We start from the raw sequence: 26,580 nt of genomic DNA on the forward strand, positions 1-26,580 counted from the left end.
GTCGTTCCTCCTTAAAGGGTCTCAGGTGCAAGTGAGACAATCTTCATGTACTTGTGGTCGCGCAGCTCGCGAGCGACTGGTCCAAAGATACGAGTACCCTTGGGCTCACCCTCTTTGTTAACAAGAACGCATGCGTTCTGGTCAAAGCGGATGTAGCTACCGTCCTTGCGACGGGTGTCCTTAGCGGTACGAACGATGACGCAGCGAACAATGTCGCCCTTCTTCACCGAACCACCTGGAGTAGCCTCCTGGACAGCGCCAATGATGACGTCGGCAAGGCCGGCGTAACGACGCTTGGAGCCACCAAGGACCTTGACGCACTTTACGCGCCTTGCGCCGCTGTTGTCAGCGACGTTGAGAATGGTCTCCATCTGAATCATGTGACGTTCCTCCGGAACCTAATTTCTCAGAGGTGCGCGTATTTGCGCACATGAGAAATAATGATAGATACAAAACTAGGTTGAGCTAAAAGCTGTTTCCTAGGTGCTAATTACTTAGCGCGCTCAACAATCTCTGCGAGACGCCAACGCTTGGTCTTGGAAAGAGGACGAGTCTCCATGACGCGGACGGTATCGCCCAGACCAGCCTCGTTGTTCTCATCGTGAACGTGAAGCTTCTTGCCGATGGTCATCATCTTGCCATACTTAGGGTGGTGCTTACGGTACGTAATCTCTACCGTAATCGTCTTCTCGCCAGAGATGGAGACGACGAGTCCGGTACGAACCTTACGCGCATTTCTGCTTTCGGTCTCTGCCATAACTTATCTCCTGCGATCTAGTTCTGCTCTGCGGAAGCTTCCGCAGCAATTTGACGGGTGCGCATCTCGGTCTGAACGCGAGCAATGTCACGCTTAACAGCCTTGACACGAGCGGTGTTGTCCAGCTGGCTGGTTGCCATCTGGAAACGAAGATTAAAGAGCTCTGCGCGGCCTTCCTCGAGTTTCTTAGCGAGGTCTGCATCGCTCATAGCCTTGATTTCGGTGTACTTCATTAGTTCTCACCGTCCTGATCGGCCTTGGAGACAATCTTGGTCTTGATTGGAAGCTTGTGCTGAGCAAGACGGAGAGCCTCACGAGCAACTTCCTCTGGTACGCCATCAATCTCGAACATGATACGACCAGGCTTAACAACTGCTACCCACTCTTCTGGGTTACCCTTACCGGAACCCATGCGAGTCTCTGCAGGCTTCTTGGTGATTGGCTTATCTGGGAAGATAGTAATCCAAACCTTACCGCCACGCTTCATCTCACGGGTGAGAGCAATACGAGCAGCCTCAATCTGGCGGTTAGTAATCCAGTGAGCCTCCTCTGCACGGATGCCCCAGGAACCAAAATGCAGCTGGGTATTACCCTTTGCCTGGCCCTTCATGGAACCGCGCTGTACCTTACGGTGCAATACACGCTTTGGAGCAAGCATTAACGGCCCCTCCTCTCATTGCGAGCACGACGAGGACGAGCGGAGCCCTCAAGAGCTGGGTTAGGTGTTGGCTGTCCAGGCATCTTCTCGCCGTAATAAATCCAAACCTTGATACCAACAGCGCCCATGGTGGTGCGACCTGTAGCGGTACCATAGCCGATTGCAGCACGAAGGGTGTGCAGAGGCACGCGACCCTCACGGTACCACTCACGGCGGCCCATCTCAGCACCGTTCAGACGACCGGAGCACTGGATACGAATACCCTTAGCGCCAGCCTTACGAGCGGACTGAACAGCCTTACGCATAGCGCGACGGAAAGCGACACGCTGCTCAAGCTGCTCTGCGATGGACTGAGCAACAAGGTTTGCGTCAAGCTCAGGACGCTTAACCTCGACGACATCTACGTTGACCTGACCCTTGCCGACCTTAGCAACACGCTCAAGATCTGCACGGAGGCCGTCAATCTCTGCACCCTTCTTGCCAATGACAATACCAGGACGTGCGGAGAAAATAGTTACCTTGACCTTATCGCCAGCGCGCTCGATATCAATACGAGCAACAGCTGCCTTCTCAAGGCGCTTCTCGAGATACTTGCGGATAGCAAGATCGTTGCCGAGCTGCTCGGCGTAGTCCTTATCGGCGTACCAACGAGAACGCCAGCTCTCGGTTACACCAAGACGGAAGCCTGTAGGCTGTACTTTCTGACCCATTCCTACGCCTCCTTTCGAGGTGCAACGACAACGGTAATGTGGCTCATGCGCTTGTTAATGCGGGAAGCCGAACCCTTTGCACGAGGGCGAATACGCTTAAGCGTTGGGCCTTCGTCAACAAAAGCGGTCTTGACTACCAGGTTGTTAGCGCGGAGTCCATTGTTGTTCTCAGCGTTAGCAACTGCAGAACGCAGAACCTTAGCAACATCAGTAGCGGCAGCGCGAGTCGAGAACTGAAGAACCTCAAGGGCCTTCTCGACAGACTTACCGCGGACAAGCGCGACAACTGCGCGAGCCTTACGAGGAGCAACGCGAACATACTTAGCTGTTGCGCGAACCTCAATAGAATCGGTGTTCTTAGCCATTTACTACACTCCCCCTATTTGGCCTTGTGACCGCGGAAGGTACGGGATGGGGAGAACTCGCCCAACTTGTGACCAACCATGGACTCGGTGACGTACACAGGTACATGCTTACGACCATCGTGAACAGCGATGGTGTGACCGACCATCTCAGGGAAGATGGTTGAGGAACGTGACCAAGTCTTGATAACGTCCTTCTTGCCAGCCTCGTTCATTGCAGCGACACGCGCAAGGAGGCGAGTCTCCACAAAGGGGCCTTTTTTGAGACTTCTGCTCATTTATCTACTCCTACTCGTGTCTTACTTGGACTTACGACGGCGAATGATCAGGCGGTTAGAAGCCTTCTTCGGGTCGCGGGTCTTATAACCCTTGGTTGGCTTACCCCATGGGGTGACGGAAGGACGACCAGAAGTGTGGTTCTTACCTTCACCACCGCCGTGTGGGTGGTCAACAGGGTTCATGACAGTACCACGGACGGTAGGACGGACGCCTGCCCAACGGGAACGACCAGCCTTACCAACAACAATGTTGGAGTGCTCAGCGTTACCAACCTCGCCAATGGTTGCACGGCAGGTCAGAAGAACACGACGGAGCTCGGAGGAAGGCATACGCAGAACTGCATAGCCGTTGTCCTTACCCATGAGCTGGACGGAAGTACCAGCAGCACGTGCCATTGCAGCACCCTTGCCAGGCTGGAACTCAACTGCGTGAACAAGAGTACCTACTGGAATCTGCTCAAGAGTGGTGCAGTTACCAGGCTTGATGTCGATGTCCTTGGTACCAGAAAGAACGGTGTCACCGACGCTCAGGCCCTCTGGGCAAAGGATGTATGCCTTTGCGCCGTCTGCATAGTGCAGAAGAGCAATACGAGCGGAACGGTTAGGATCGTACTCAACAGTAGCGACCTTAGCTGGGATATCATCCTTGCGACGCTTGAAGTCGATACGACGGTACTGGCGCTTGTGGCCACCACCCTGGTGACGGGTAGTGATGCGGCCATTGTTGTTGCGGCCAGCCTTCTTTGGCAGAGGCTCGAGAAGGGACTTCTCGGGCTTATCAGTTGTAATCTCAGCAAAGTCTGAGATTGTCTGGAAGCGCCTGCCTGCGCTTGTTGGCTTTAGATGCCTAACTGCCATAAACAGTATCCCTTTCTTCTCCGTTGGCTAGCCCGCTTAAGGGAAAGTCGAGCTAACACCGGATTACCACGGTACCGCGCGTATCTACTATGCGCGGCATACGAACCCGTACCTCAAAAGAGGCACGGGAGAAAAACCTTACTCAGCAGAGTTATTACCGAAGATCTCGATAGTCTCACCAGCAGCGAGGGTAACAATAGCCTTCTTCCACTGGCGGGTCTTGCCTGCCTGCTGATAACGTACACGCTTGTTCTTTGGCTTAACAGAAAGTGTGTTTACCTTGGTGACGTGTACAGAGAAGAGCTTCTCTACAGCTGCAGCAATCTCTTCTTTACCTGCGTTACGAGCAACCTCAAAAGTGTACTTGCCCTGCTCCATCAGATCGAAAGCACGCTCTGAAACGATAGGACGAATGATGACCTCATAAGGAGAGTTCATTATGCGAGCACCTCCCCAAGCTGCTTAGCGACATCAGCGGACATAACAAGTGCGCCGTTGTCGATCAGGAAACGAGTAGTAACCTCAGAAACACCAAAGATCGAAACCTTAGGAAGGTTGCGGAAAGAGAGGTAGGTGTTGACGTCGTCGTCTGGGACGATGACGGTAACGCGCTTACCCTCAATACCGAGGTTCTGAAGTGCAGCCTTTGCCTGCTTGGTGGAAGGCTGAGCAAACTCGAGAGAGTCAACGAGGACAAGCTCGGAGTCTGCAACCTTGCCGGAGAGGACGGACCTCATAGCAAGCTTGACCATCTTGTTGTTAATACGACGTGCGTGGGAACGAGGGGTAGGTCCAAAGATGACGCCACCACCAGTCCACTGACCAGCACGAATAGAACCCTGGCGAGCACGACCAGTACCCTTCTGACGGTAAGGCTTAACGCCACCGCCGGATACCTCGTGACGGTTCTTTGTAGAGTGGGTACCCTGACGTGCGGATGCGTCCTGGCAGACTACAACCTGGTGCACAACAGGGATGTTTGGCTCAATGCCATAGACGTCAGAGGAGAGCTCGGCGTCGCCGACCTTCTTTCCCTCTACGTTCTTAATCTCATACTTGGACATGTTGTCTCCTTGTTAGCCTAAGTGTTTGCCTAAAGGCCCTTAGGCCATGCGGACCTGGACGAGGGCATTCTTGCCGCCAGGAACAGCACCCTTGATAAGCATGAGGTTCTGCTCAGCATCAACGCGGACAAGCTTAAGGTTCTTGACCGTAACGCGCTCTGCGCCCATGTGACCATACATGTGAAGGCCCTTACGAACGCGTGCAGGGTATGCGCACTGACCAATGGAACCTGGACGACGCTGGTTACGAGAACCGTGAGTCATTGGACCGCGAGAGAAGTTCCAGCGCTTAACGGTACCCTGGAAACCCTTACCCTTAGAAGTGCCTGTTACGTCAACAGCGGTGACCTCAGAGAAGTCAGCAACTGTGACAACATCGCCGGTCTTGTGCTCAGAAGCATCCTCAACGCGAACCTCGCGGAGGTAACGCATTGGCTCGACGCCCTGTGCCTTGAAGTGACCAGCCATTGGCTTGTTGACATGCTTCTCGGAGATGTCGCCGAAGCCAATCTGTACGGCATTGTAGCCGTCCGTCTCAACAGTCTTTACCTGTGAAACGGTGCAGGGGCCAGCAAGAACGACGGTAACAGGAACGACGTTGTCGTTCTCGTCCCATACCTGGGTCATGCCCAGCTTGCGGCCGAGGATGGTATTAACCATGCTCTTTCCTAACCTTCGGTGGTCATGGGACCTTGAGAGCACATCGGGTACTCTTCCCCAGCGGACCACGTCCTGTACATACTGCCTTTAGACATAATTGTCCTGTTTGAGCAGCCCGTCTACTTTACACTCATTTTTGACAAGAAACAAGCCTAAAATCTCTAAAAGATGAACGCTTTGTGAAGAGCGTTTGATACCTTCTAGCTGCGAGATCTTTCTTCTCGCCTATTTTGCGAGGTCAAACCGCTGACCCGGGCGTATCCATTGGCAAGAAACCCAAGGAATTTTGAAAAGTTTTTTCAAAAATTTTGTAAAAACAATCCACGATAATAACTTTGTAAAATCATGCCGCCAAAATTACCTTGCCAAAAGTTTCTTGAGCAATGCTTCGCAACCTTCAGTAACATCCTCATACGTCAGATCAAAATTACCTGAGTACCATGGGTCCGCAATGTCGCGAGGCTTCTCTGTCCTATCAAGAAGCAACGAAACCTTTCCAAGCGAATCATCCTTAAGTATGCGCATCATGTTGCGCAGGTTATTATGGTCCATGCCTATGAGGTAATCAAAGTTATCGTAATCTGCACGAGTCATCTGCCTCGCACGATGATTGCCGCAATGAATTCCCTCTTGCTGTAACTTTCGGCGCGTGCGAGGATCAACTGGATTGCCAATCTCCTCTGTAGAGGTTGCGGCTGAGTCGATGACAAACGAGTCTGCCAGACCGTTTTTCTCGACAAGATCTTGCATGACGTACTGTGCCATTGTTGACCTGCAGATATTTCCGTGGCAGACGAAGAGTATTTTTATCATGCGGGAGTAATTTGGGCGAGCGTTTACCGAGCAGCCGATATTTAGCTGGTTACTTGCATTCTGCTGGATATGTTTCATCATTTCTCCTGCGCTTTGTGCGAGTATTCGCTTTCTAATTCTACGGGTTTCTCGCCAAGTGTAGATGTGAGTTACGTCTAGAAAAGTCTGCCTGAAAAGTACAAAGAATCTGTATTTGCGCCACCGATTCTTTAACAAAATCAGGCAAATCCACAGATTCTTTGATGTATTTAGGCAAAAGTTACAGATTCTTTGAAGAAATCAGGCGCACGTCAGGCTCGCGCCGCCCACCTGGCGAGAAACCCGTCCACTTCCAGCATATGCGCACAAGAAACCCGGTATCCAAACGAAATGGATGCCGAGTTGAACTCGCTTGCGACCCGTGTTCGCACGGTCTTCGCACGTGGCCCTACGCTCGTGGTCCTTCGTACGTGGTCCTTCGCACGTGGTTCAACGCCATCCACGCAAAAACCCTCCCGCGCGAAGATGCGCAGGAGGGTTTCAAAGTTGGATTAAGCCGTATGCTTAGAGCTTGATCTCGATATCGACACCAGCTGGAAGGTCGAGACGCATAAGCGAATCAACGGTAGAAGCGCTTGGGTCGAGAATATCGATGAGACGCTTGTGGGTGCGCATCTCAAACTGATCACGGGAATCCTTATCCTTGTGTGGTGAGCGGATAACGGTGTAAAGGTTGCGCTCGGTTGGCAGAGGGATAGGACCGGAAACACGCGCACCTGTCTTCTGTGCGGTGTCAACAATCAGCTTAGCGGACTGATCAATGACCTCGTGATCATAGCCCTTGAGGCGAATCCTGATCTTCTGGCTTGACACTTTGGGTACCTCCATAAATGAGCTAGAGCTCGTGGTCGTTTACTTAGGATGCAGAGCCGCCGTTTTTGGCGACAATCTCTTCGCGTACAGCGTTAGGAACGGGCTCGTAAGAATCGAACTGCATGGTGTAGCTCGCACGGCCCTGGGTCTGGGAACGAAGGTCGGTTGCGTAACCGAACATCTCACCAAGAGGCACCTTAGCGCGGATGACCTTGGCGTCCATACGATCGTCCATGCCCTCAATCTTGCCACGACGGGAAGAAAGGTTGCCCATAACGTCGCCCATGTACTGCTCAGGTGTCTCAACCTCAACAGACTCAACAGGCTCGAGAAGGACTGGGTTGGACTTCTTGAGAGCATCCTTAATTGCCATAGAACCAGCAATCTTGAATGCTGCCTCAGAAGAGTCGACCTCGTGGTAAGAACCATCAACAAGAGTGACCTTGATGTCGACTACTGGGTAACCAGCAATAACGCCGTTCTCAAGAGCCTCACGAATGCCCTTATCGATAGATGGGATGTACTCCTTAGGAATAACACCACCGACGATAGCGTTGACAAACTCGTAACCCTTGCCCTCTTCCTGTGGCTCAAGGTCGATGACTGCGTGGCCATACTGACCCTTACCACCGGACTGACGGACAAACTTGCCCTCAGCGTGGCTTACTGCCTTACCAGCAGTCTCGCGGTAAGCAACCTGTGGCTTACCAACGTTGCAGTCAACCTTAAACTCACGACGGAGACGGTCAACAATAATCTCAAGGTGAAGCTCGCCCATACCAGCAATGATGGTCTGGCCAGTCTCGTGATCAGTGTGAACCTGGAAGGTTGGGTCCTCTTCAGCCAGCTTAGAAAGGCCGATGGACATCTTCTCCTGCTCAGCCTTGGTCTTAGGCTCAACAGCAACGTCGATAACAGGATCTGCGAAGCTGATGGACTCAAGGATGATTGGGTTCTTCTCGTCACAAAGGGTGTCACCAGTAGTGGTGTTCTTCAGACCAACGCATGCAACGATGTCGCCTGCGGAGCACTCTTCACGGTCAACACGGTCGTTTGCGTTCATCTCGAGGATGCGGCCAAAGCGCTCACGGTTGTCCTTGACGGAGTTGTAGACGTAAGAACCTGCCTCAGCCTGACCAGAGTAAACACGAATGTAGGTAAGCTTACCAACATAAGGGTCAGTCATGATCTTGAATGCAAGAGCGGAGAATGGCTCCTTAACGTCTGCGTGACGGACAGCCTCGTCACCCTTAGGAGTGACGCCATCAATCTCTGGAACATCCAGAGGGCTTGGAAGGAAGTCGATAACTGCGTCCAAAAGCTCCTGGATACCCTTGTTCTTGTAAGCGGAACCAACAAAGACAGGGTTAATCTGACCAGCAAGAACGCCAGCACGAAGAGCACCCTTAAGGGTCTCAACGTCAACCTCTTCACCCTCGAGAACAGCCATCATGACGTCCTCAGAGAAGTCAGAAGCTGCCTCAAGAAGCTCTTCACGCTTCTCAGCTGCAATCTCTACAAACTCTGCAGGAATCTCATCGAGTGGCTCAGGGTAAATCATGCCCTTAGCATCCTCTTTGAAGTCCCATGCAGTGTTGGTGACAAGGTCGATAAGACCCCAGAAGTTGGACTCAGCGCCCATTGGGACCTGAGCTGCAATTGCGTTTGCGCCAAGGCGGTCACGCATGGTCTGGATTGCACGGAAGAAGTCTGCGCCTACGCGGTCAAACTTGTTGATGAATGCAATACGAGGTACGCCGTACTTGGTTGCCTGACGCCAAACGGTCTCGGACTGTGGCTGAACGCCTGCAACTGCGTCGAAGACTGCAACTGCGCCGTCCAGAACACGAAGAGAACGCTCAACCTCAGCGGTAAAGTCAACGTGACCTGGGGTGTCAATGATCTGGATGACGTGGTCTTTCCAGAAGCAAGTGGTAGCTGCGGAAGTAATGGTTACGCCGCGCTCCTGCTCCTGAACCATCCAGTCCATAGTTGCTGCACCGTCGTGGACCTCACCAATCTTGTGGGTCTTACCGGTGTAGTAAAGAATACGCTCCGTAGTGGTGGTCTTACCAGCATCGATGTGAGCCATGATGCCGATGTTGCGGAGGTCTTTAAGATTGTACTTAGTCTTAGCCATTTGTTTGCTACTCCTGAATTCCGACTAGAAGCGGTAGTGGGAGAAGGCGCGGTTGGCCTCAGCCATCTTGTACAGGTCCTCACGGCGCTTGACGGATGCACCTACGCCATTAGTTGCGTCGATGATCTCGTTTGCAAGACGCTCTGCCATGGTCTTCTCTTTACGGCTACGGCTGAAAGTGACCATCCAGCGGATAGCAAGAGTAGTTGCACGGCGGGAGTTGACCTCCATTGGGACCTGGTAAGTAGCGCCACCAACACGCTTAGGCTTAACCTCAAGTGTTGGGCGAATGTTATCCATAGCCTTCTTGAAGACAGTGAGAGCATCCTCGCCAGTCTTCTCTGCGACGATGTCAAATGCACCGTAGACAATGCGCTCTGCGGTTGCTTTCTTGCCGTCGAGAAGGACCTTGTTAATAAGCTGGGTTACCAGACGATTGTTGTAGACGGCGTCAGGCATAACCTCACGACGTACTGCTGCTGCGCGACGCGGCATATTAATCTCCTAAGAACTAGTTCGAGTAGTGGACGTGATTACTTAGCACGCTTAGTGCCGTAACGGGAACGGCCCTGAGCACGATTCTGAACTGCTGCGCAGTCGAATGCACCGCGAACAACCTTGTAACGAACACCAGGAAGGTCACGGACACGGCCGCCACGAACCAGAACAATGGAGTGCTCCTGGAGGTTGTGGCCCTCACCAGGAATGTAAGCGGTTACCTCAATGCCGTTAACAAGACGAACACGAGCAACCTTACGGAGTGCTGAGTTAGGCTTCTTTGGCGTAGTGGTGAAAACGCGGGTGCAAACACCACGCTTCTGTGGGTTGTGCTGAAGAGCGGCGTTCTTAGACTTTGACTTGACGCTCACGCGGCCCTTACGTACGAGCTGGTTAATAGTAGGCAAGATCTTCTCCTTCTTATACCTATCTACCTGCAGTTTTACATATTCGAAAGGCGACACAGCACTGTCCCCTTGGAATTACGCAGGGAAGTACTTTACGCTGATGAAAGCCACATGTCAACAAGCCACTGTGCCGGGCGTATCTATACTTCATAGAAAATACAAATGCTAGGTAGCCTCAATTTCAGCAAGCTCAATTTCTAAGCCTTGGATGAGTTCTGTTTTCTCGCTAGAACAGTAAGGGCATGTGCGACCATACGTTACCGTAGCGTACGTTTTATTGCACGATAAACACTGTGTTAGAGCTGGTACTTCTTCAATTTCTAGCTGAGCTCCGTGTAGCAGCTCCGTGCGATCAGCTGCCCAGCGCCAAACATCCAACAAATACGTTGGAACAACTCCAGATACCTCCCCTAGCTGCAACTTTACGCGTGCAACAGAGGTGAGGTTGTTCTGTTTTCCCAGGTCCTCAACCATATCTATGAGGTAAAACGCAATTCCCAGCTCATGCATGTCAATTGATTTCTGTGAGCACGCTAGCTTGAAATACCAGTACTACCCGCAGAAACGGGATTACCAAGCTCATCGGTTGTTACGTGTGACTGAGGCTTAGGAGTCTTTGTTTTTCTCGCGGGGTTCTTAATAATCTTTACCGCACGTTTTCCAACATACGAGAGAATCTTTCCTGCCTTATGCTCTGCGGCAACCATATCTGAACAGTGAGGATTGTCGCGGAACAGGTGAATTGCATCAAACTCACAGCGTGTAGTACAGAGACCACAACCAATACACTTATTTGCATCAACAATTGAAGCGCCGCACTTCAAGCAGCGAGCGGTCTCGATTCTGATTTGCTCTGGCGTAAAGGTATGGCTAGGGTCTGTCCAGTTGTGTCTAATGTTTTTGACCGTATCGCATGCGGGACACTGACGACCTGCGTGATCGTATCCACAAGACTCAACTGCTGCGTCAGATTTATCAAGCTCAACATAATGGCGCTGGTTGCGACCAATAGTCAAAGAAGAGCCCTTTTGCACAAAACGATGCAAGGAAACAGCAGCTTCATGACCTGCGGCAATAGCATCGATAACAAAGCGAGGACCCGTGTACACGTCTCCACCCACAAAGACATCGGGCTGAGCAGTCTGATACGTCTGGGAATCAGCGCACGCAAGATTGCCTCGCGTAAGCTCAACCGCCTCTCCCTCCAAAAGACTTCCCCACTCAACGGTTTGTCCAATAGACAAGACCACTGCATCTGCCTCAAGATACATTGTTTGCTCGTCATCAAAACAAGGCGAGAAACGCTTGTCATTGTCGAAAACACGAGTACAGCGTTTAAACGTCACGCCGCAAACGTGTCCTTGCTCATCTGTGGCAATAAAAGCAGGTCCCCAACCATTCTTGATTGACACACCATCTTCCTGCGCTTCTGTGATTTCTTCTGGTAGTGCAGGCATCTCTTCTGGCTGCTCTAGGCACACCATAGTAACTGACTCTGAGCCACAACGCGCAGAAACTCGAGCCGCATCAATAGCAACATTACCGCCGCCAATGACCACTGTCTTACCAGGTACTTCATGCAGAGGATGTTCGGTTACAAAATGCAAGAAATCAACAGCAGAAATAACCCCATCGGCGTCTTCTCCAGCAATATTGGCCTTTCTACCGCCCTGGCAACCAATGGCAACATAAAAACCAATAAAGCCTTGAGCACGCAGTTCATCAAGGGTTATGTCTTTTCCTACCTCAACACCACAGCGAATCTCAACGCCCATTTCTTTAAGAACGTCAATCTCTGCGGCAACAACGTTTTTCTCGAGCTTGTAAGAAGGGATGCCATATACCATCATTCCGCCAGGAAGAAGGTTCTTCTCAAAAACAACGGGGTTGTAACCGCGTTCTGCCAGGTAATATGCACAGGACAGGCCGGCTGGACCTGCACCAATAATGGCAATTTTCTGGTTGAATCGGCCTCTATTTGACGGGATAACTGGCTCTGGAATAAAGCGATGTTCTGCCTCAAGATCTTTTTGAGCAATAAATTTCTTAACGTCATCAATGGCTACTGCCTGGTCAATAGTTCCTCGCGTACACGCTGCCTCGCAACGTTTATTGCAAACGCGACCACAAACAGCAGGGAATGGATTTTCTTTTTTGATGAGCTCAAGCGCATCTCGATAGCGACCTTCAGCAGCCATACGCAGATAACCCTGAACAGAAATATGCGCTGGACAGGCAACCTTACAAGGAGCGGTACCGGTATCGTGGCACTCAATACGGTTGTTATTTTTATAATTCCAATCCCAGTCAGGCTCTCCCCAGAACTTATCATCTGGAAGATCCTGAGTTGGGTAGGAAATTTTGCCCTTCCTAGTAGGAAGTTTCTGACCCAATTGAGGGGCTCCAGCTGGGCAAACCTCAACACATCCACCACAAGCAACACATTTTTCTTCATCAACGTGAGCCACAAAAGCGGAACGAGACAAATTAGGCGTATTAAACAGCTGAGAAGTTCTGAGTGCATAGCAAACATTTACGTTGCAGTTGCAAATAGCAAAGATCTTATCTTCACCGTCAATGTTGGTAATCTGATGAACAAAACCGTTTTTCTCGGCCTTTGTACAGATATCGATAACCTCATCGTAGGTGATGTAGTGGCCTTTTCCTGTTTCTACGCAGTAATCAGCCATATCTCCAATGGCAAGACACCAATCTTCTGGATCGTCAGCACAGCCGTCGCCACGAACTCGCTCAGCAAGGCGACAAGAACAGGGAGTTGCAGCATATCTATCGTATTTCTTGAGCCAATGCGAAATATGCTCAACGGTAACTGTATGATTTACCTGCTCAATAGAACGTTCAACAGGAATGACATGCATACCAACGCCCGCGCCACCTTCAGGAACTAACTTGGTGACATTTTTGAGCGGTAGGTAGGTCATACGCTCAAACAAAGAACCCATCTCGGGATGTTCTTCGAGTTGACGCTCATTCATCACGGTAAACTCTGCGGAGCCAGGAACAAACATAGGAAGAACATACTGCTTTTGCTTGCTCTTATTTTCCCAGTTGTACTCAATCATGCCCTTTACAGACAGGGTGTCTAGGATAGGTTGAAGCTCCCCCGCAGTTTTACCAGTACGCTTGCAAAGCTCCTCTAAAGTAACTGGCTGGCGAACCTTCATGTATTTGGTTACCGCAGCTTCTTCCTCAGTCATAATTGCTGCTATGCCCCAATATTCTGGGTCATCTTTTACAATTTTGTGACCGAGGCGGCTCGTAATTTTTTGAACTTCATCTCTTACAAGAGGCTTAAATTGCTCAGAAGAAGCTGGTCCAGGCTCATTTGGATCTACAGTTTTGTAATGAACTACCTCGTCATTTTCAGTAATGTGATTTTGAGCGAGTATGTGAATAGGGCCGCCAGCAGGGTTAGTAGTTGGCAATACATTTCTGCGTGCAATTTCTTCATCAGTAAGACTACCGCGCATGGCATTTTCACCTTTTGGAGTCTTACGTGCTGGTACTTCCTCTGCCATGACCTCTCCTATCAGGCATAAGACATTCTTTAAGAGCTAGCCATTGGTTACTGACTGCTTTTCCACTCAGCAACTTTGCAAGAAAGCCATTCAGTCCAAGCGTCTAATCCTTCCCCAGTTTTGGCAGAGAAAGGAATAACAACAGCCTTTGGATTTCTAAGGGCCACATTTTTCTTGAGTTTTTCCAGGTCAAAATCAAAATACGGTGCTACGTCTATTTTGTTAACAAGCACCACATCACAGACCTGATACATCAAAGGGTATTTCAACGGCTTATCGTCGCCTTCGGGAACAGAAAGAATAGTGACGTTTACGCCGGCACCGGTGTCAAACTCTGCCGGACATACCAAGTTTCCAACGTTCTCCAAAAAGATAAGGTCCACATCACCTGCATTAAGACCTTCAAGACCCTGAGCGCACATATGCGCATCGAGGTGGCACATACCGCCAGTGTGCAGCTGAATGGCTTTCACGCCCGTTTCAGAAATAGCAGCTGCATCAACATCTGAATCAATATCAGCTTCCATAACAGCAATGGAAACCTTATCTTTCAGGGCAGCAATGGTCTTTTTAAGAGTGGTAGTTTTGCCCGAACCTGGAGAAGACATAAGGTTTACCAGCAGAGTTCCCTTTTTCTTCATTTCTTCTCTTAGTTGATCGGCGCTTTTCTCGTTAGCTGCAAAAACACTCTGCTTAACTTCAATGATGCGATACTCACCCATAAGTTCTCTCCACAGTTCCGATACGTATGTTAATGACCCAACAGATGAGCTGCATGTGCAAGGCCAACGCGGATTAGCGTTGTGACGTGCTCATCTGCAAGTGAATAGATAACTTTTCTGCCATCTCTTTTTGCATTGACAAGACCGCGGTCGCGCAAAAGACGCAACTGGTGAGAGGTTGCTGACTGAGATACCGAAAGCATTTCTTGCAGCTCTGTTACGCTTTTCTCGCCATTTACTAGAGCACCCAAAATCTGGAATCGAGTGAAATCAGACAGTGCATCAAAAATCTGGGTTGCATCGTAGATAATGTCATCGTTTACCAGGTATTCATTCAGCTTCTGATCAGAAACATAATCGCACGTAGAATGAGTATGCTCGCATTTTTCGGAATCGTGGGAGTGACTATCCATTTGCTATTCCTATCCTTTAAGAGCCGCAAAATAAATGGCTTACCAAACGTAATTCATAAAAGATTAGTATATACCGATACTCGCTTCTGTAAGCGTAACTAAAAGAGGACTCCAGCTAACGGCTGAAGTCCTCTTCTGTATCGGAGTCAATCTCCGAAAAAGTTTGATGTATCAGGCGAGATTACTTACTCGTCTTCGCCGTCTGCCTCAGCGTCCATGCGGACAACCTGATTGAGAAGGTCATCCAGAGAACCAAGGTCCTCGTTAATTACATCAGGGCTAACCTCGTCGGAAGAAGAACCGATGAGTGTCTCAGTGTAATCAGAGTGCGTGGATGGAGCTGCAGAGCCCAGCATCAAGCCGCCATCGCCTTCTGGCGAGAAGACCATGTTGAGCAGCTGAGAAAGATCCTCAGAATCTGCCTCATCCTCTTCTGGCTCAAGGATGTAGAGGAGGTTACGAGCCTCAAGGCCATCGCGGAGCTCCTCGATTGCCTTTGCACCAATACCATCGATGCGAAGCAGGTCTTCCTCGGTCTTACCGATAAGATCGCCTACGGTCTCAATGCCAACCTCGCTGAACTTATTGGTCCAACGCTGTGATACGCCAAGATCGTCAAAGAGGTACAGCTTTGCGTCCTCGCTTGAAAGCGTGCGGCCATTCTTGGAATAAACGCCACCGTTGTAATCCTCGTTGACCCAGTCAAGCTGCTTAGGAAGCTGCTCCTCGATATCCTTAAGCTCTGCTGGTGCCCAGTCTGGAAGAGACTTAGCAAGAGAAGAGGTTGGGCCATCAATCTTGGTGCCGTGGTAGGTAAGCTCAACATCGTTGTATGCGGAGAGACCAGTACCTGCAGGAATCTGCTTACCAACAATAACGTTGGACTTGAGGTCAAGCAGGTGGTCAACGTCGCCCTCGATAGCTGCAGAGGTAAGAACGCCTGCAGTACGGATGAACGATGCGCTGGAGAGCCAAGAATCGATAGAGCTTGCAACCTTCAGAGTACCAAGGATTGCTGGCTCTGCCTCTGGTGGAGTACCACCAGCAAGGGCAATGTTCTGGACAGTCTCTGCAAAGACATAGCGGTCCACATACTGACCAAGCAGGTACGAAGAGTCACCTGGGTTGGTAACCTGAACACGACGAAGCATCTGACGTGCGATAACCTCGATGTGCTTATCGTTGAGTTCTACACCCTGGGAGGTATAGACGTCCTTAACGGACTCAACGAAGGTGTGCATAGTGGACTCAATGTCAGTGAGTCGACGGAGCATACGGAAGTTGACGAAGCCGCGGGTAATCTGGTCACCAGCACGGACAACAACGCCATCCTCAATGCCAGGCATGAAGCGGACAGATGCAGGTACACGCCACTCCTCGATGACACGGGAAGCATCGTCTGCATCAACAATACGCAGCAGGTACTCGGTGGTCTCTGGGGTAATGTGAAGAACACCAGAAACAGGAGCCAGGTCAGCCTCGCGACCAAGAATCTTCTCGTTGACGTTGCCGACGACGTCGAACATACGGGCAACGGTAGGAAGACCCTGCGTAATATCGTCTGCGCCTGCAACACCACCGGAGTGAATGGTACGCATAGTCAACTGAGTACCAGGCTCACCAATGGACTGAGCTGCGATAATACCAACTGCAGTACCAATGTTGACAGGACGACGGGTGGAAAGATCCCAGCCGTAGCACTTCTGGCAGACGCCGTACTTAGACTTACAGGTCAGAAGTGCGCGGAGCTGAACCTTAGCAAGGCCGTGCTCAACAAGACGCTCAAGATCCTGCTTGGACTCAACATAGCCACCAGCAGGGATAAGAACCTCGCCAGTGTTTGGATCGCAGACATCCTCAAGGGTGCAGCGGCCAATCAGGTCAGTATCAACAGAAGTCTGACCAGGCTTAATCAGAGGATAGGTAACTGCCTCATCAGTGCCGCAGTCCTCCTCGCGGACAATGACGTCCTGTGCAACGTCGACGAGTCGACGAGTCAGGTAACCAGAGTCGGAGGTGTGGGATGCGGTATCTACCAGACCCTTACGAGCGCCGTAGGTAGAAATGAAGTACTCGAGAGGCTCAAGACCCTCGCGGAAGTTTGCCTTAATTGGAAGGTCGATGGTTTCACCGGACATATCCGCCATCAGGCCTCGCATACCAGCAAGCTGGCGAAGCTGTGTCTTAGAACCACGAGCTCCAGAGTCAGCCATCATGTAAATTGGGTTGTTCTCTGCAAAGCCTGTAAGCATCTCAGAGCCGAGAAGATCGGTGCACTCGGTCCATGCGTTAACAACCTCAACGTGACGCTCTCGCTCGGAGAGGAAGCCATCCTCGTAGTACTCGTTGATCTGGTCAACGCGGTCCTGTGCCTCCTGAAGCAGCTGTGGCTTGTGTGGAGGAATGACAGCGTCCCAAACAGAAACAGTCAGACCAGCAAGAGTTGCGTAGTGGAAACCAGTCTTCTTGATGTTGTCCAGAATTGGTTCAACATCAGCCATTGGATAACGGTCGCAGCAATCGTTGACCAGAACACCAATGTCGGACTTAACCATCTTGTAGTTGATGTATGGGTAATCCTCTGGCAGGCACTGACGGTTGAAGATAATGCGACCAACAGTGGTCTCAAAACGCTTAGTACCCTCAGTAACGTCCAGATCCTCATACTGACCGCGGCCAGTCATAACGCGGAAGATAGCACGATCGCTATCAGCAACGTTTGCATCCTTGGAGCTTACGCGGACAACAACCTTTGCCTGAAGATCAAGGTCACGGTTAGCCTCAATAGCCAGAAGAGCATCCTCAAAGCTTGCAAAGGTAAGAGTCTTAGCGTCTTCACCGGTCTTCTCGGAAGTGAGGTAGTAGACACCAAAGACCATATCCTGAGAAGGAACGGTCAGAACCTTACCAGAAGCAGGGCTTCTGAGGTTGTTGCTGGAGAGCATCAGAATGCGAGCCTCTGTCTGTGCCTGAGTAGAAAGTGGCACGTGGACAGACATCTGGTCGCCGTCGAAGTCTGCGTTGAATGGTGCGCAGACCAGAGGGTGCAGGTGGATTGCCTTACCCTCGATAAGGACTGGCTCAAATGCCTGGATAGACAGACGGTGAAGGGTAGGTGCGCGGTTGAGAAGAACGAGGCGGTCCTGAATGACCTCATCCAGAACGTCCCAAACAACTGGAGTACCACGGTCAATAGCGCGCTTTGCGCCCTTAATGTTTTCAACCTTGCGGAGCTCAACCAAACGACGCATGACAAAAGGCTTGAAGAGCTCAAGTGCCATAGCAGATGGAAGGCCGCACTGGTGCAGCTTCAGGTGTGGGTCAACAACAATGACGGAACGGCCAGAGTAGTCAACACGCTTACCCAGAAGGTTCTGACGGAAGCGACCCTGCTTACCCTTAAGGGCCTCAGCAAGAGACTTCAGAGGACGTCCACCACGACCAGTGACTGGACGACCACGGCGACCGTTGTCAAACAGAGCGTCAACGGACTCCTGAAGCATGCGCTTCTCGTTGTTAACAATGATGGAAGGTGCCTCAAGGTCAAGCAGGCGCTTAAGACGATTGTTACGGTTAATAACACGACGATACAAATCGTTTAAGTCGGAAGCTGCAAAACGGCCACCATCAAGCTGAACCATAGGACGAAGATCAGGTGGAATAACTGGTACAACGTCAAGGATCATGTTAGCTGGATCGTTGCCGCCCTTAAGGAAAGCGTCAACAATCTCAAGGCGCTTAATGGCCTTCTCGCGCTTCTGCTTCTGAGCATCCTCATTGGCAATAATAGCGCGGAGCTCCTTAGCCTCTTTCTCAAGGTCAATGTTGGAGAGAAGGTCACGTACTGCCTCTGCGCCCATGCCACCCTTGAAGTAGATGCCATAGTAGCGCTTAAGCTCGGAGAACAGACCCTCATCGGAGATGAGCTCTCTGGTCTCAAGCTGCATGAACTTCTCGAAAGCCTCACGACGAAGCGTCTTCTCTTCCTCGTACTCTTCCTCAAGATCAGCGACGCCTGCACGAATCTCGTCCTCAGATAGAGGCTCAAAATCGCCAAACTCGTCATCCTGTGGCTGGCCCTGCTCGCGAAGACGTGCAATCTGATCGTCACGCTCTGCGTCAAGCTCTTCGAGGTCTGCTGCAAGCTCCTCACGAAGATCGTCTACGTCAGCCTCACGTGCCTCAGTGTCAACACTGGTGATTACGTAAGATGCAAAGTAGAGGACTTTCTCGAGGTCCTTGCTCTTGATATCAAGAAGACGTGCCAGAGGGAAGCTGGTTGGGCTCTTGAAGTACCAGATGTGGCTTACAGGAGCAGCAAGCTCGATGTGGCCCATGCGGTCACGACGAACCTTTGCGGTGGTTACTTCAACACCGCAGCGCTCGCAGGTAATGCCCTTGAAGCGAATGCCTTTGTACTTACCGCAGGCGCACTCCCAGTCCCTTACAGGTCCAAAGATCTTCTCGCAGAAAAGACCGTCCTTTTCTGGCTTAAGGGTACGGTAGTTGATGGTCTCAGGCTTCTTTACCTCGCCATAGGACCAACCGCGGATATCATCAGCAGACGCTAGAGAAATTTTAATAGCGTCAAATTCAGTGGAATCGAAATCTGCCACAGTCGCTACTCCTTATCGGTGGTCGCGTCGCCTACAAGTGCGGATGCACCCTCAGCGTCTTGGGACAGGTCGGAAGCGGTTACCTCAGTGAAGCCAAGGTCGTTGAGGATCTCAACAGCGTTCTTCTCCTCAGGATCTGTGACCTTTGCGGTATTTGCACGCTTACGATAGGAGATTGGCTCAATGTCAAGTGCCAGGGAGCGAATCTCTTTGACCAGAACCTTGAAGGACTCAGGAATTCCTGCAGTAGGAATGTTCTCGCCCTTAACAATGGACTCGTAGGTCTTAACACGGCCGTTGGTATCGTCAGACTTAACGGTGAGGATCTCCTGGAGGACGTTAGCAGCACCGTATGCATACAGTGCCCAAACCTCCATCTCACCAAAGCGCTGACCGCCGAACTGTGCCTTACCACCCAGAGGCTGCTGGGTAACAAGAGAGTAAGGACCAGTTGAACGTGCGTGAATCTTATCGTCAACCATGTGGCCGAGCTTCAGGATGTAAGAAACACCAACGGTAATTGGGCTCTTGAATGCCTCGCCGGTACGACCATCGTAGAGGGTAGTCTTACCACGCTCGTTGAGCTGTGGAACAAACTCCTCACGCATGTCCTCGCCGTACTCCTTGAGAGCCTTGTTGATCATGTTGATGTTGGTGCGGCGAACAATCTCTGCAACGGACTCATCAGTAGCACCGTCAAAGAGTGGTGTTGCAACAGGAATTGGGCCCTCAACGTAACGCTTAGAATCTGCGTCATCGTCATCCCAACCGTGTGCAGCGCCCCAACCAAGGTGGCACTCAAGCAGCTGACCAACGTTCATACGAGAAGGAACGCCCAGTGGGTCGAGAATAACGTCTACTGGGGTACCGTCTGCCATGTAAGGCATGTCCTCAACAGGAAGAACCTTACAAATAACACCCTTGTTACCGTGACGACCAGCGATCTTATCGCCCTGCTGGATCTTTCTGCGCTGAGCAACAAAGACGCGGACCAGGTCGTTTACTCCTGGAGGCAGGTCGTCTCCAGCCTCACGGCTGAAGCGGACAACGTCAACAACGCGGCCATAGGAGCCGTGTGGCATCTTAAGGGACGTATCACGAACATCGTGTGCCTTAGCACCGAAGATTGCGCGAAGCAGGCGCTCTTCTGCGGTCAGAGCAGTCTCGCCCTTAGGAGTGACCTTACCAACCAGAATATCGCCAGGGCCAACCTCAGCGCCGATGCGGATGATACCGTCATCGTCGAGGTTTGCAAGCATGTCCTCACCAAGGTTTGGAATCTCGCGGGTAATCTCCTCAGCACCAAGCTTGGTGTCACGAGCATCAATCTCGTGGCGGGAAATGTTAACGGAGGTCAGAAGGTCTTCCTGAACAACACGTTCGGAGACGATAATACCGTCCTCGTAGTTGTAGCCTTCCCATGGCATGTAAGCAACGGTAAGGTTTGCACCAAGTGCCAGCTCAGAGTGGTCAACAGATGGACCGTCTGCGATTGGCTGGCCTTTCTCGACCTGCTGTCCAACGGTGACGATTGGACGGTGGTTAATGCAAGTGGACTGGTTGGAGCGCTCGTACTTAGGAAGATCGTAGCGCTGAGAACCGTGCTCATCGGAGTAGATGACAACGTGAGCTGCGTCTACCTCGGTGACCTCGCCGGCAAACTCTGCACAAATAAGCTCACCAGAGTCCTGAGCTGCGCGACCCTCCATGCCAGTTCCAACAAATGGAGCGTGGGACTGGATCAGAGGTACTGCCTGACGCTGCATGTTTGCACCCATGAGGGTACGCTTTGCGTCGTCGTGCTCAAGGAATGGAATGAGGTTAGCTGCAACGGAGAGAAGCTGACGTGGAGAAACGTCCATGTAGTCAACGTCCTCAACAGGAACCTGTGCAGGTGCGCCGAAGGAACCGTCGAAGTCGCGGGTACGTGCGATAACGCGGTCTGCATCAACAATCTTGCCGTCTGCGTCAACCTCAACAAACTTCTTAGACTTAGGGTCGATTGGGGTGTTAGCAGGAGCAATAATGTGATTCTCCTCCTCGTCTGCAGTCATCCAGACAATGTCATCAGAGACAACACCGCCTGTGACCTTACGATAAGGAGCCTCGATAAAGCCGTACTCATTTACGTGAGCATACAGTGCCAAGGAGCCGATAAGACCAATGTTTGGTCCCTCAGGAGTCTCGATTGGGCACATACGGGAGTAGTGCGAGTTGTGAACGTCGCGGACTGCGGTAGGAACGTTGGTACGACGGCTGGAGCCGGACTTGTGTCCTGCAAGACCGCCAGGTCCCAGAGCAGAAAGACGACGCTTGTGGGTCAAACCAGCAAGTGGGTTTGCCTGGTCCATGAACTGCGAAAGCTGAGAAGAACCGAAGAACTCCTTGATTGCAGCAACAATTGGACGGATGTTAATCAGAGACTGTGGGGTGATGTCGTCTGCGTCCTGAGATGCCATGCGCTCACGAACAACGCGCTCCATGCGGCTCATACCAATGCGGAACTGGTTCTGGACCAGCTCGCCTACGGTACGGACGCGGCGGTTGCCAAAGTGGTCAATGTCATCAAGGTGCTTAGACTCATCACCTGCATGCACTGCAAGAAGGTACTGAAGAGCTGCGACAATGTCCTCTTTGGTAAGGACACGAACATCTGCAGGAATCTCTTCCTCAAGCTTCTTGTTGATCTTGTAACGACCAACGCGAGCAAGGTCATAGCGTTGCTCGTTGAAGAAGAGGCCGTCAAGCAGAGAACGGGCGGAGTCAACAGTTGGTGGCTCGCCTGGACGCTGACGACGATAAATCTCGATAAGAGCATCCTCACGTGTGGTTGCAACGTCACGCTCAAGTGTGTTGCGAACAACATCGGAATCACCAAGGAGCGAGAGGATCTCGTCATCGGTAACAGCAATGCCAAGTGCACGGAGGAAGACGGTAGCGCTCTGGCGACGCTTGCGGTCAATGGAGACGACCAGGTGGCCGCGCTTATCAACCTCAAACTCAAGCCATGCACCACGTGCAGGAATGAACTGAGACTTGTGGACCAGAACACCGTTGTCCATCTCTGACGAGAAGTACACGCCAGGTGAACGAACGAGCTGTGAAACCACAACGCGCTCAGAACCGTTGATGATGAAGGTACCGCGCTCAGTCATCAGTGGGAAATCACCCATGAAGACAAGCTGCTCCTTCATCTCACCAGTCTCTTTGTTGACAAAACGGACGTCAACAAAAAGAGGTGCTTGATATGAAATGTCTTTTGCACGACACTCAGCCATTGAATTGGCAGGGTCGCCGAACTGATGGTCACCAAAGGTGACCTGCATGGTTCCAGCGCTGTTCTCAATTGGCGAGAACTCAGCGAAGGACTCTGCAAGGCCCTCTCCCATAAAGCGCTCAAATGATTCCTTCTGTACAGAAATCAGATTTGGCAGCTCCATAGCTGCGGGAATCTTACTGAACGTCCTGCGTCCAGTATGCGCCTGAGGCGTGGTGAGGGAAGTCTTTTTAGCGGTAGACACCAGGTTGTCCTCCTTCAAAAGGGTGGAAGGTGGCAATTGTCGCAACCTAGTAATTTAGTCAAGATTTTAATGCGCGTCAACAGAAAAACACTTGATTTTTTAAGACGTTTTGACTATATTATCGCGTTTATGTTTTTCAACTGCACAAACGTTATGTTGCAGGTAAATCCTTAACTAACTCGTCTTTTCTAGTTGTGAAGATTTTGTGGAGAAGGTCCACGGAGGCAGAAATAGCTTTCGGTGAGCGGCGCTCCCCCGCCACGTCACTTCGCATGGCGCCCCATGCGGGGTCCATGCACTCCAAGCACGCGGGTTTCTCGCCAGGCGCGAGTGCGAGCGTGGCTGCAAGCGCGCGGGTTTCTCGCCGGGCGCGGGTACGAGCGCGGCTGCGAGCGCACGGGTTTCTCGCCAGGTACGCCGGCTTTTTGCTGCACGCGCCTAAAAAGTGCAAAGAATCTGTATTTGAGCCACCGATTCTTTTGCAAAATCAGGCAAATCCACAGATTCTTTTGCAATTTTAGGCAAAAGTTACAGATTCTTTGTAGAAATCAGGCGCGAGGAAGCTGGGGTAAGTCACGCAGAAAGATAGAGCAATCACACCGGATTTATAAGCCTGAAATGCATACCAAGTCTGAGCAAAAGCACTCAGATAAGGCAAGAAGAACAGGCAAATCACTCAGACATGGCGAGAAAATCCGGCAAATCACTCAGACTTGATGCACTTTTCAGGCTGCTGCAAAAGCGCCATGCTTGATGCACTTTTCAGGCTGCAGCAAACGCACCCAAGCTCCATGCACTCCAAGCACGCCGGGTTTCTCGCCAGGCAAATAAAAAGAGGTCAGACCGAAGTCTGACCTCTCCAGTAAGCAATGTAGGATGGACTTACTTAAGGGTGACGGTAGCGCCAGCCTCCTCGAGCTGAGCCTTAGCAGCCTCAGCGTCCTCCTTCTTAGCGCCCTCGAGGACTGCCTTAGGAGCACCCTCGACGACCTCCTTTGCCTCCTTGAGGCCAAGGTTGGTAAGAGCGCGGACAACCTTGATGACGCCGATCTTGTTGTCGCCGAAGCCCTCGAGGACAACGTCAAAGTTGGTCTTCTCCTCTGCCTCCTCAGCAGCGCCACCAGCTGCAGGAGCAGCAGCGACAGCTACAGGAGCAGCAGCGGAAACGCCAAAGACGTCCTCAAGCTCGTGAACGAGCTCAGAAAGCTCGAGTGCTGGCATCTCTTTAAGGGCCTCAATGATCTCATCTTTAGTGACAGCCATGTCAATTCTCCTTTTTAAACGATGCAGCCTTTGTACTGCATCTGGGCAAAAGCCCGGCTTGTATGTGTGCGTTTAAGTGCGTCTACACTCTCGCGCGGTTTGCGCCAATGCGCGGGTACAACAAAACGTTGCTTATGCAGCGTTCTTCTGATCTGCGACTGCAGAAAGAGCGGTTGCGAGTCCACGAGCTGGACCAGCGCAAACCTGTGCAATACCGGTAAGTGGGCTTGCAACAACGAAGACGAGCTTTGCAATGAGCTCCTCGCGAGAAGGAAGATCTGCGTAAGCCTTTGCCTCGTCAGCAGTAAGTGCCTGACCATCAGCGATACCACCAATGAACTCAACTTTCTTGAGCTTCTTGGCCTGATCCTTGATGACCTTAGCGGCCTCGACAGGATCATTCTCATAGAAAACGTATGCGCAGGTACCGGCGAGCATCTCGTCAATCTCTGGCATACCAGCATTCTTAAGAGCAATCTTGACGATGTTGTTCTTATAGACCTTCATGTGAGCGCCTGCTGCGGTAAGTGCGCGGCGAAGCTCCTGAGTCTCCTTTACGGAGAGACCACGATAGTCGATAACAAACAGGCCCTTGGAGTTGTCGAGAGAAGCGGAAACCTTCTCGAGCAAATCAAGTTTAGACTGAGCTGGCATGTAGTACACCTCCTTTATCATGTCTCGGGCACGAGCGCCAACAGGTGCGGCCCTCACATGAAAAGACCCCACTTTGGCAACCAAAGCGGGGTCTGGATGTACTAATCTCAAGACCACCTCGGCAGGCGGGAATTCCCATTAAGCCTTGGATTCAAGGCGCCGGCTGTCTTTGGCAGCGAACGTGCAACTACAAGACGTCTGTCTTGCGTTGGATATTGTGCAGCAAAAATCAACGCGAGTCAAGGTTGAGTGCACAATTTCTTTCTCTTCACAAAAATTTGACGAGAAGGGCGGCCGAGCTGCTACGTATAAGCCGCATGCACACCGTGTGCTGCCGCACGCTCGCCACAAGAAAAATCCGGTACCTGCAAGCAGATACCGGATTAAACATGCTAGGTACTTCTAAGTGATTAGCTTAGTCCTCCATGAGGTTACGAACCTTGGTTGGATCAACCTTGATGCCAGGGCCCATAGTAGAGGAAATAGAAACGGTCTTGACGTACTTACCCTTAGCGCTGGATGGCTTGACGCGAATAATCTCGGAGATCAGTGCGCCATAGTTCTCAACAAGCTGCTGGACCTCAAAAGAAGCCTTGCCGATTGCAACGTGGCAGATACCAAAACGGTCTGCACGATACTCAACACGACCAGCCTTGAGCTCGTTAACCATCTTTGCAACATCCATGGTAACGGTGCCGAGCTTAGGGTTAGGCATAAGGCCACGAGGACCAAGAACACGACCAAGACGGCCAACCTTACCCATCATCTGAGGGGTTGCGATTGCTGCGTCAAAGTCAAGCATGCCCTTCTCGACCTCTGCGATGAGCTCGTCGCCACCGACGATGTCAGCGCCAGCTGCCTCAGCCTCGCGGGCCTTCTCGCCCTCTGCGAAGACTGCAACGCGAACGGTCTTACCAGTGCCGTGAGGCAGAGAGATAGAACCGCGAACGTTCTGGTCAGCCTTACGAGTATCGACACCAAGGCGAATTGCTACCTCAATGGTCTCGTCAAACTTAGCAGTTGCAAGCTCCTTAGACAGGGTTACTGCCTCTTTTGGGCTGTAGAGGTTTGCACCGTCTACCTTGGCAACTGCATTCTTGTAGTTCTTTCCGTGCTTAGGCATTATGTACCTCCTGTGGTTAGCGGGCGTCTGCCCTCCCACTCCTGCATCTTCCGTCCATAGTTACGCCCTCTTGGCGAGAAACCCAACTATGTGCACTAACGTCGGATGCTCTGACAAAACAACCGTCAGCCACACAAATGGCTGACGGGAGTAAACACTACTCGGCGATGGTTACACCCATGGAACGAGCGGTACCAGCGACGATCTTCTTTGCAGCCTCAATGTCGTTTGCGTTGAGGTCAGGCATCTTGATCTCAGCAATCTTGGTGAGCTGCTCCTGGGAGAGCTGGCCAACCTTATCGCGCTGAGGAACACCGGAACCACCCTTGAGGTGAAGCTCCTTCTTGATGAGCTGAGCTGCTGGAGGAGTCTTGGTTACGAAGTCAAAGGAACGATCCTCGTAAACAGAAATCTCGACTGGGATGATGTCGCCAGCCTTGTCCTGAGTTGCAGCGTTGAATGCCTGGCAGAACTGCATAATGTTGACCTGTGCAGCACCCAGAGCTGGTCCTACTGGAGGAGCTGGGTTTGCCTGGCCTGCAGGAATCTGCAGCTTAATAAAGTTAACAACCTTCTTTGCGGGCATGTTAAGCCTCCTGTTTGAATACGTTTGAGTCTATTCTCGCGCACTCCCGAGAAGCAATCCACAAGGGACGAGAAGTGCGGGATAAG

The 26,580-nt window shown here is 51.4% G+C and carries 26 protein-coding genes and 1 other annotated feature; all 26 genes read right to left on the reverse strand.

What is annotated here, in order from left to right; all coding sequences use genetic code 11:
* Nucleotides 1-11: 11 nt before the first annotated feature.
* On the reverse strand, nt 12-380 hold the full coding sequence (gene rplN / locus HMPREF1493_RS00480) for a 50S ribosomal protein L14 (protein WP_012809235.1): 369 nt from the start codon (nt 378-380) through the stop codon (nt 12-14).
* A 110-nt stretch (nt 381-490) separates the two neighbouring features.
* Nucleotides 491-757 (reverse strand): 30S ribosomal protein S17, encoded by a 267-nt coding sequence (rpsQ, locus tag HMPREF1493_RS00485; RefSeq protein WP_012809236.1) that lies wholly within the window; start codon nt 755-757, stop codon nt 491-493.
* A gap of 17 nt (nt 758-774) precedes the next feature.
* Nucleotides 775-990 (reverse strand): 50S ribosomal protein L29, encoded by a 216-nt coding sequence (gene rpmC, locus HMPREF1493_RS00490; RefSeq protein ID WP_035426945.1) that lies wholly within the window; start codon nt 988-990, stop codon nt 775-777.
* Entirely contained in the window at nt 990-1,415 is a 426-nt protein-coding gene (gene rplP, locus HMPREF1493_RS00495) for a 50S ribosomal protein L16 (protein WP_035426946.1), read from the reverse strand. Before rplP ends, rpmC begins: the two co-directional genes overlap by 1 nt.
* Nucleotides 1,415-2,125 (reverse strand): 30S ribosomal protein S3, encoded by a 711-nt coding sequence (gene rpsC, locus HMPREF1493_RS00500; protein WP_035426947.1) that lies wholly within the window; start codon nt 2,123-2,125, stop codon nt 1,415-1,417. Before rpsC ends, rplP begins: the two co-directional genes overlap by 1 nt.
* Nucleotides 2,126-2,127: 2 nt before the next feature.
* Nucleotides 2,128-2,490, reverse strand: coding sequence for a 50S ribosomal protein L22 (gene rplV, locus HMPREF1493_RS00505; protein WP_012809240.1), 363 nt, complete (start codon nt 2,488-2,490; stop codon nt 2,128-2,130).
* A 14-nt stretch (nt 2,491-2,504) separates the two neighbouring features.
* The gene (gene rpsS / locus HMPREF1493_RS00510) at nt 2,505-2,765 is read right to left on the reverse strand and encodes a 30S ribosomal protein S19 (RefSeq protein WP_035426948.1); all 261 of its coding nucleotides are present in this window, start codon (nt 2,763-2,765) and stop codon (nt 2,505-2,507) included.
* 21 nt (nt 2,766-2,786) lie between these two features.
* Nucleotides 2,787-3,623, reverse strand: coding sequence for a 50S ribosomal protein L2 (gene rplB / locus HMPREF1493_RS00515; protein ID WP_035426950.1), 837 nt, complete (start codon nt 3,621-3,623; stop codon nt 2,787-2,789).
* A gap of 138 nt (nt 3,624-3,761) precedes the next feature.
* Entirely contained in the window at nt 3,762-4,061 is a 300-nt protein-coding gene (gene rplW, locus HMPREF1493_RS00520) for a 50S ribosomal protein L23 (RefSeq protein ID WP_035426953.1), read from the reverse strand.
* The gene (rplD, locus tag HMPREF1493_RS00525; protein ID WP_035426955.1) at nt 4,061-4,687 is read right to left on the reverse strand and encodes a 50S ribosomal protein L4; all 627 of its coding nucleotides are present in this window, start codon (nt 4,685-4,687) and stop codon (nt 4,061-4,063) included. The genes rplW and rplD overlap by 1 nt, the downstream gene beginning before the upstream one ends.
* A 39-nt stretch (nt 4,688-4,726) precedes the next feature.
* Nucleotides 4,727-5,347, reverse strand: a complete 621-nt coding sequence (gene rplC / locus HMPREF1493_RS00530; RefSeq protein ID WP_035426957.1) for a 50S ribosomal protein L3 — start codon at nt 5,345-5,347, stop codon at nt 4,727-4,729.
* A 357-nt stretch (nt 5,348-5,704) separates the two neighbouring features.
* Nucleotides 5,705-6,238, reverse strand: a complete 534-nt coding sequence (locus tag HMPREF1493_RS00535) for a low molecular weight protein-tyrosine-phosphatase (protein ID WP_502685346.1) — start codon at nt 6,236-6,238, stop codon at nt 5,705-5,707.
* 465 nt (nt 6,239-6,703) lie between these two features.
* Nucleotides 6,704-7,012 carry a 30S ribosomal protein S10 gene (gene rpsJ, locus HMPREF1493_RS00540; RefSeq protein WP_012809247.1) on the reverse strand — a complete coding sequence of 103 codons (309 nt, stop codon included), beginning with the start codon at nt 7,010-7,012 and terminating at the stop codon, nt 6,704-6,706.
* A 43-nt stretch (nt 7,013-7,055) separates the two neighbouring features.
* Nucleotides 7,056-9,152, reverse strand: a complete 2,097-nt coding sequence (fusA, locus tag HMPREF1493_RS00545; protein WP_035426958.1) for an elongation factor G — start codon at nt 9,150-9,152, stop codon at nt 7,056-7,058.
* A gap of 24 nt (nt 9,153-9,176) precedes the next feature.
* The gene (gene rpsG / locus HMPREF1493_RS00550; RefSeq protein WP_012809249.1) at nt 9,177-9,647 is read right to left on the reverse strand and encodes a 30S ribosomal protein S7; all 471 of its coding nucleotides are present in this window, start codon (nt 9,645-9,647) and stop codon (nt 9,177-9,179) included.
* 38 nt (nt 9,648-9,685) lie between these two features.
* Nucleotides 9,686-10,057: a 30S ribosomal protein S12 gene (gene rpsL, locus HMPREF1493_RS00555; protein WP_035427082.1), complete on the reverse strand. Its 372-nt coding sequence runs from the start codon at nt 10,055-10,057 to the stop codon at nt 9,686-9,688.
* A 165-nt stretch (nt 10,058-10,222) separates the two neighbouring features.
* A complete protein-coding gene (locus HMPREF1493_RS00560) occupies nt 10,223-10,567 on the reverse strand; it encodes a hydrogenase maturation nickel metallochaperone HypA (RefSeq protein WP_035426960.1) in 345 nt (114 codons plus the stop codon).
* Between the two features lie 23 nt (nt 10,568-10,590).
* Entirely contained in the window at nt 10,591-13,596 is a 3,006-nt protein-coding gene (locus tag HMPREF1493_RS00565) for an FAD-dependent oxidoreductase (RefSeq protein ID WP_035426961.1), read from the reverse strand.
* Nucleotides 13,597-13,643: 47 nt separating this feature from the next.
* Complete coding sequence (gene hypB / locus HMPREF1493_RS00570) at nt 13,644-14,318, reverse strand: hydrogenase nickel incorporation protein HypB (protein WP_035426962.1); 675 nt, start codon at nt 14,316-14,318, stop codon at nt 13,644-13,646.
* Between the two features lie 29 nt (nt 14,319-14,347).
* On the reverse strand, nt 14,348-14,731 hold the full coding sequence (locus HMPREF1493_RS00575; RefSeq protein ID WP_035426967.1) for an ArsR/SmtB family transcription factor: 384 nt from the start codon (nt 14,729-14,731) through the stop codon (nt 14,348-14,350).
* A gap of 185 nt (nt 14,732-14,916) precedes the next feature.
* Nucleotides 14,917-19,347 carry a DNA-directed RNA polymerase subunit beta' gene (locus tag HMPREF1493_RS00580; RefSeq protein ID WP_035426968.1) on the reverse strand — a complete coding sequence of 1,477 codons (4,431 nt, stop codon included), beginning with the start codon at nt 19,345-19,347 and terminating at the stop codon, nt 14,917-14,919.
* Nucleotides 19,348-19,352: 5 nt separating this feature from the next.
* Nucleotides 19,353-22,868: a DNA-directed RNA polymerase subunit beta gene (gene rpoB, locus HMPREF1493_RS00585; protein ID WP_035426970.1), complete on the reverse strand. Its 3,516-nt coding sequence runs from the start codon at nt 22,866-22,868 to the stop codon at nt 19,353-19,355.
* 882 nt (nt 22,869-23,750) lie between these two features.
* Nucleotides 23,751-24,131, reverse strand: a complete 381-nt coding sequence (gene rplL / locus HMPREF1493_RS00590) for a 50S ribosomal protein L7/L12 (RefSeq protein ID WP_035426972.1) — start codon at nt 24,129-24,131, stop codon at nt 23,751-23,753.
* A 132-nt stretch (nt 24,132-24,263) separates the two neighbouring features.
* Entirely contained in the window at nt 24,264-24,785 is a 522-nt protein-coding gene (rplJ, locus tag HMPREF1493_RS00595) for a 50S ribosomal protein L10 (RefSeq protein WP_035426975.1), read from the reverse strand.
* Nucleotides 24,786-24,836: 51 nt separating this feature from the next.
* Nucleotides 24,837-24,976 (reverse strand) — a sequence feature (ribosomal protein L10 leader region).
* 224 nt (nt 24,977-25,200) lie between these two features.
* Entirely contained in the window at nt 25,201-25,908 is a 708-nt protein-coding gene (gene rplA / locus HMPREF1493_RS00600; RefSeq protein WP_035426977.1) for a 50S ribosomal protein L1, read from the reverse strand.
* Nucleotides 25,909-26,065: 157 nt separating this feature from the next.
* Nucleotides 26,066-26,494, reverse strand: a complete 429-nt coding sequence (rplK, locus tag HMPREF1493_RS00605; RefSeq protein WP_012809258.1) for a 50S ribosomal protein L11 — start codon at nt 26,492-26,494, stop codon at nt 26,066-26,068.
* Nucleotides 26,495-26,580: the final 86 nt, after the last annotated feature.

Origin of the sequence: Atopobium sp. ICM42b (assembly GCA_000564995.1) — a bacterium.
GTDB lineage: Bacteria > Actinomycetota > Coriobacteriia > Coriobacteriales > Atopobiaceae > Lancefieldella.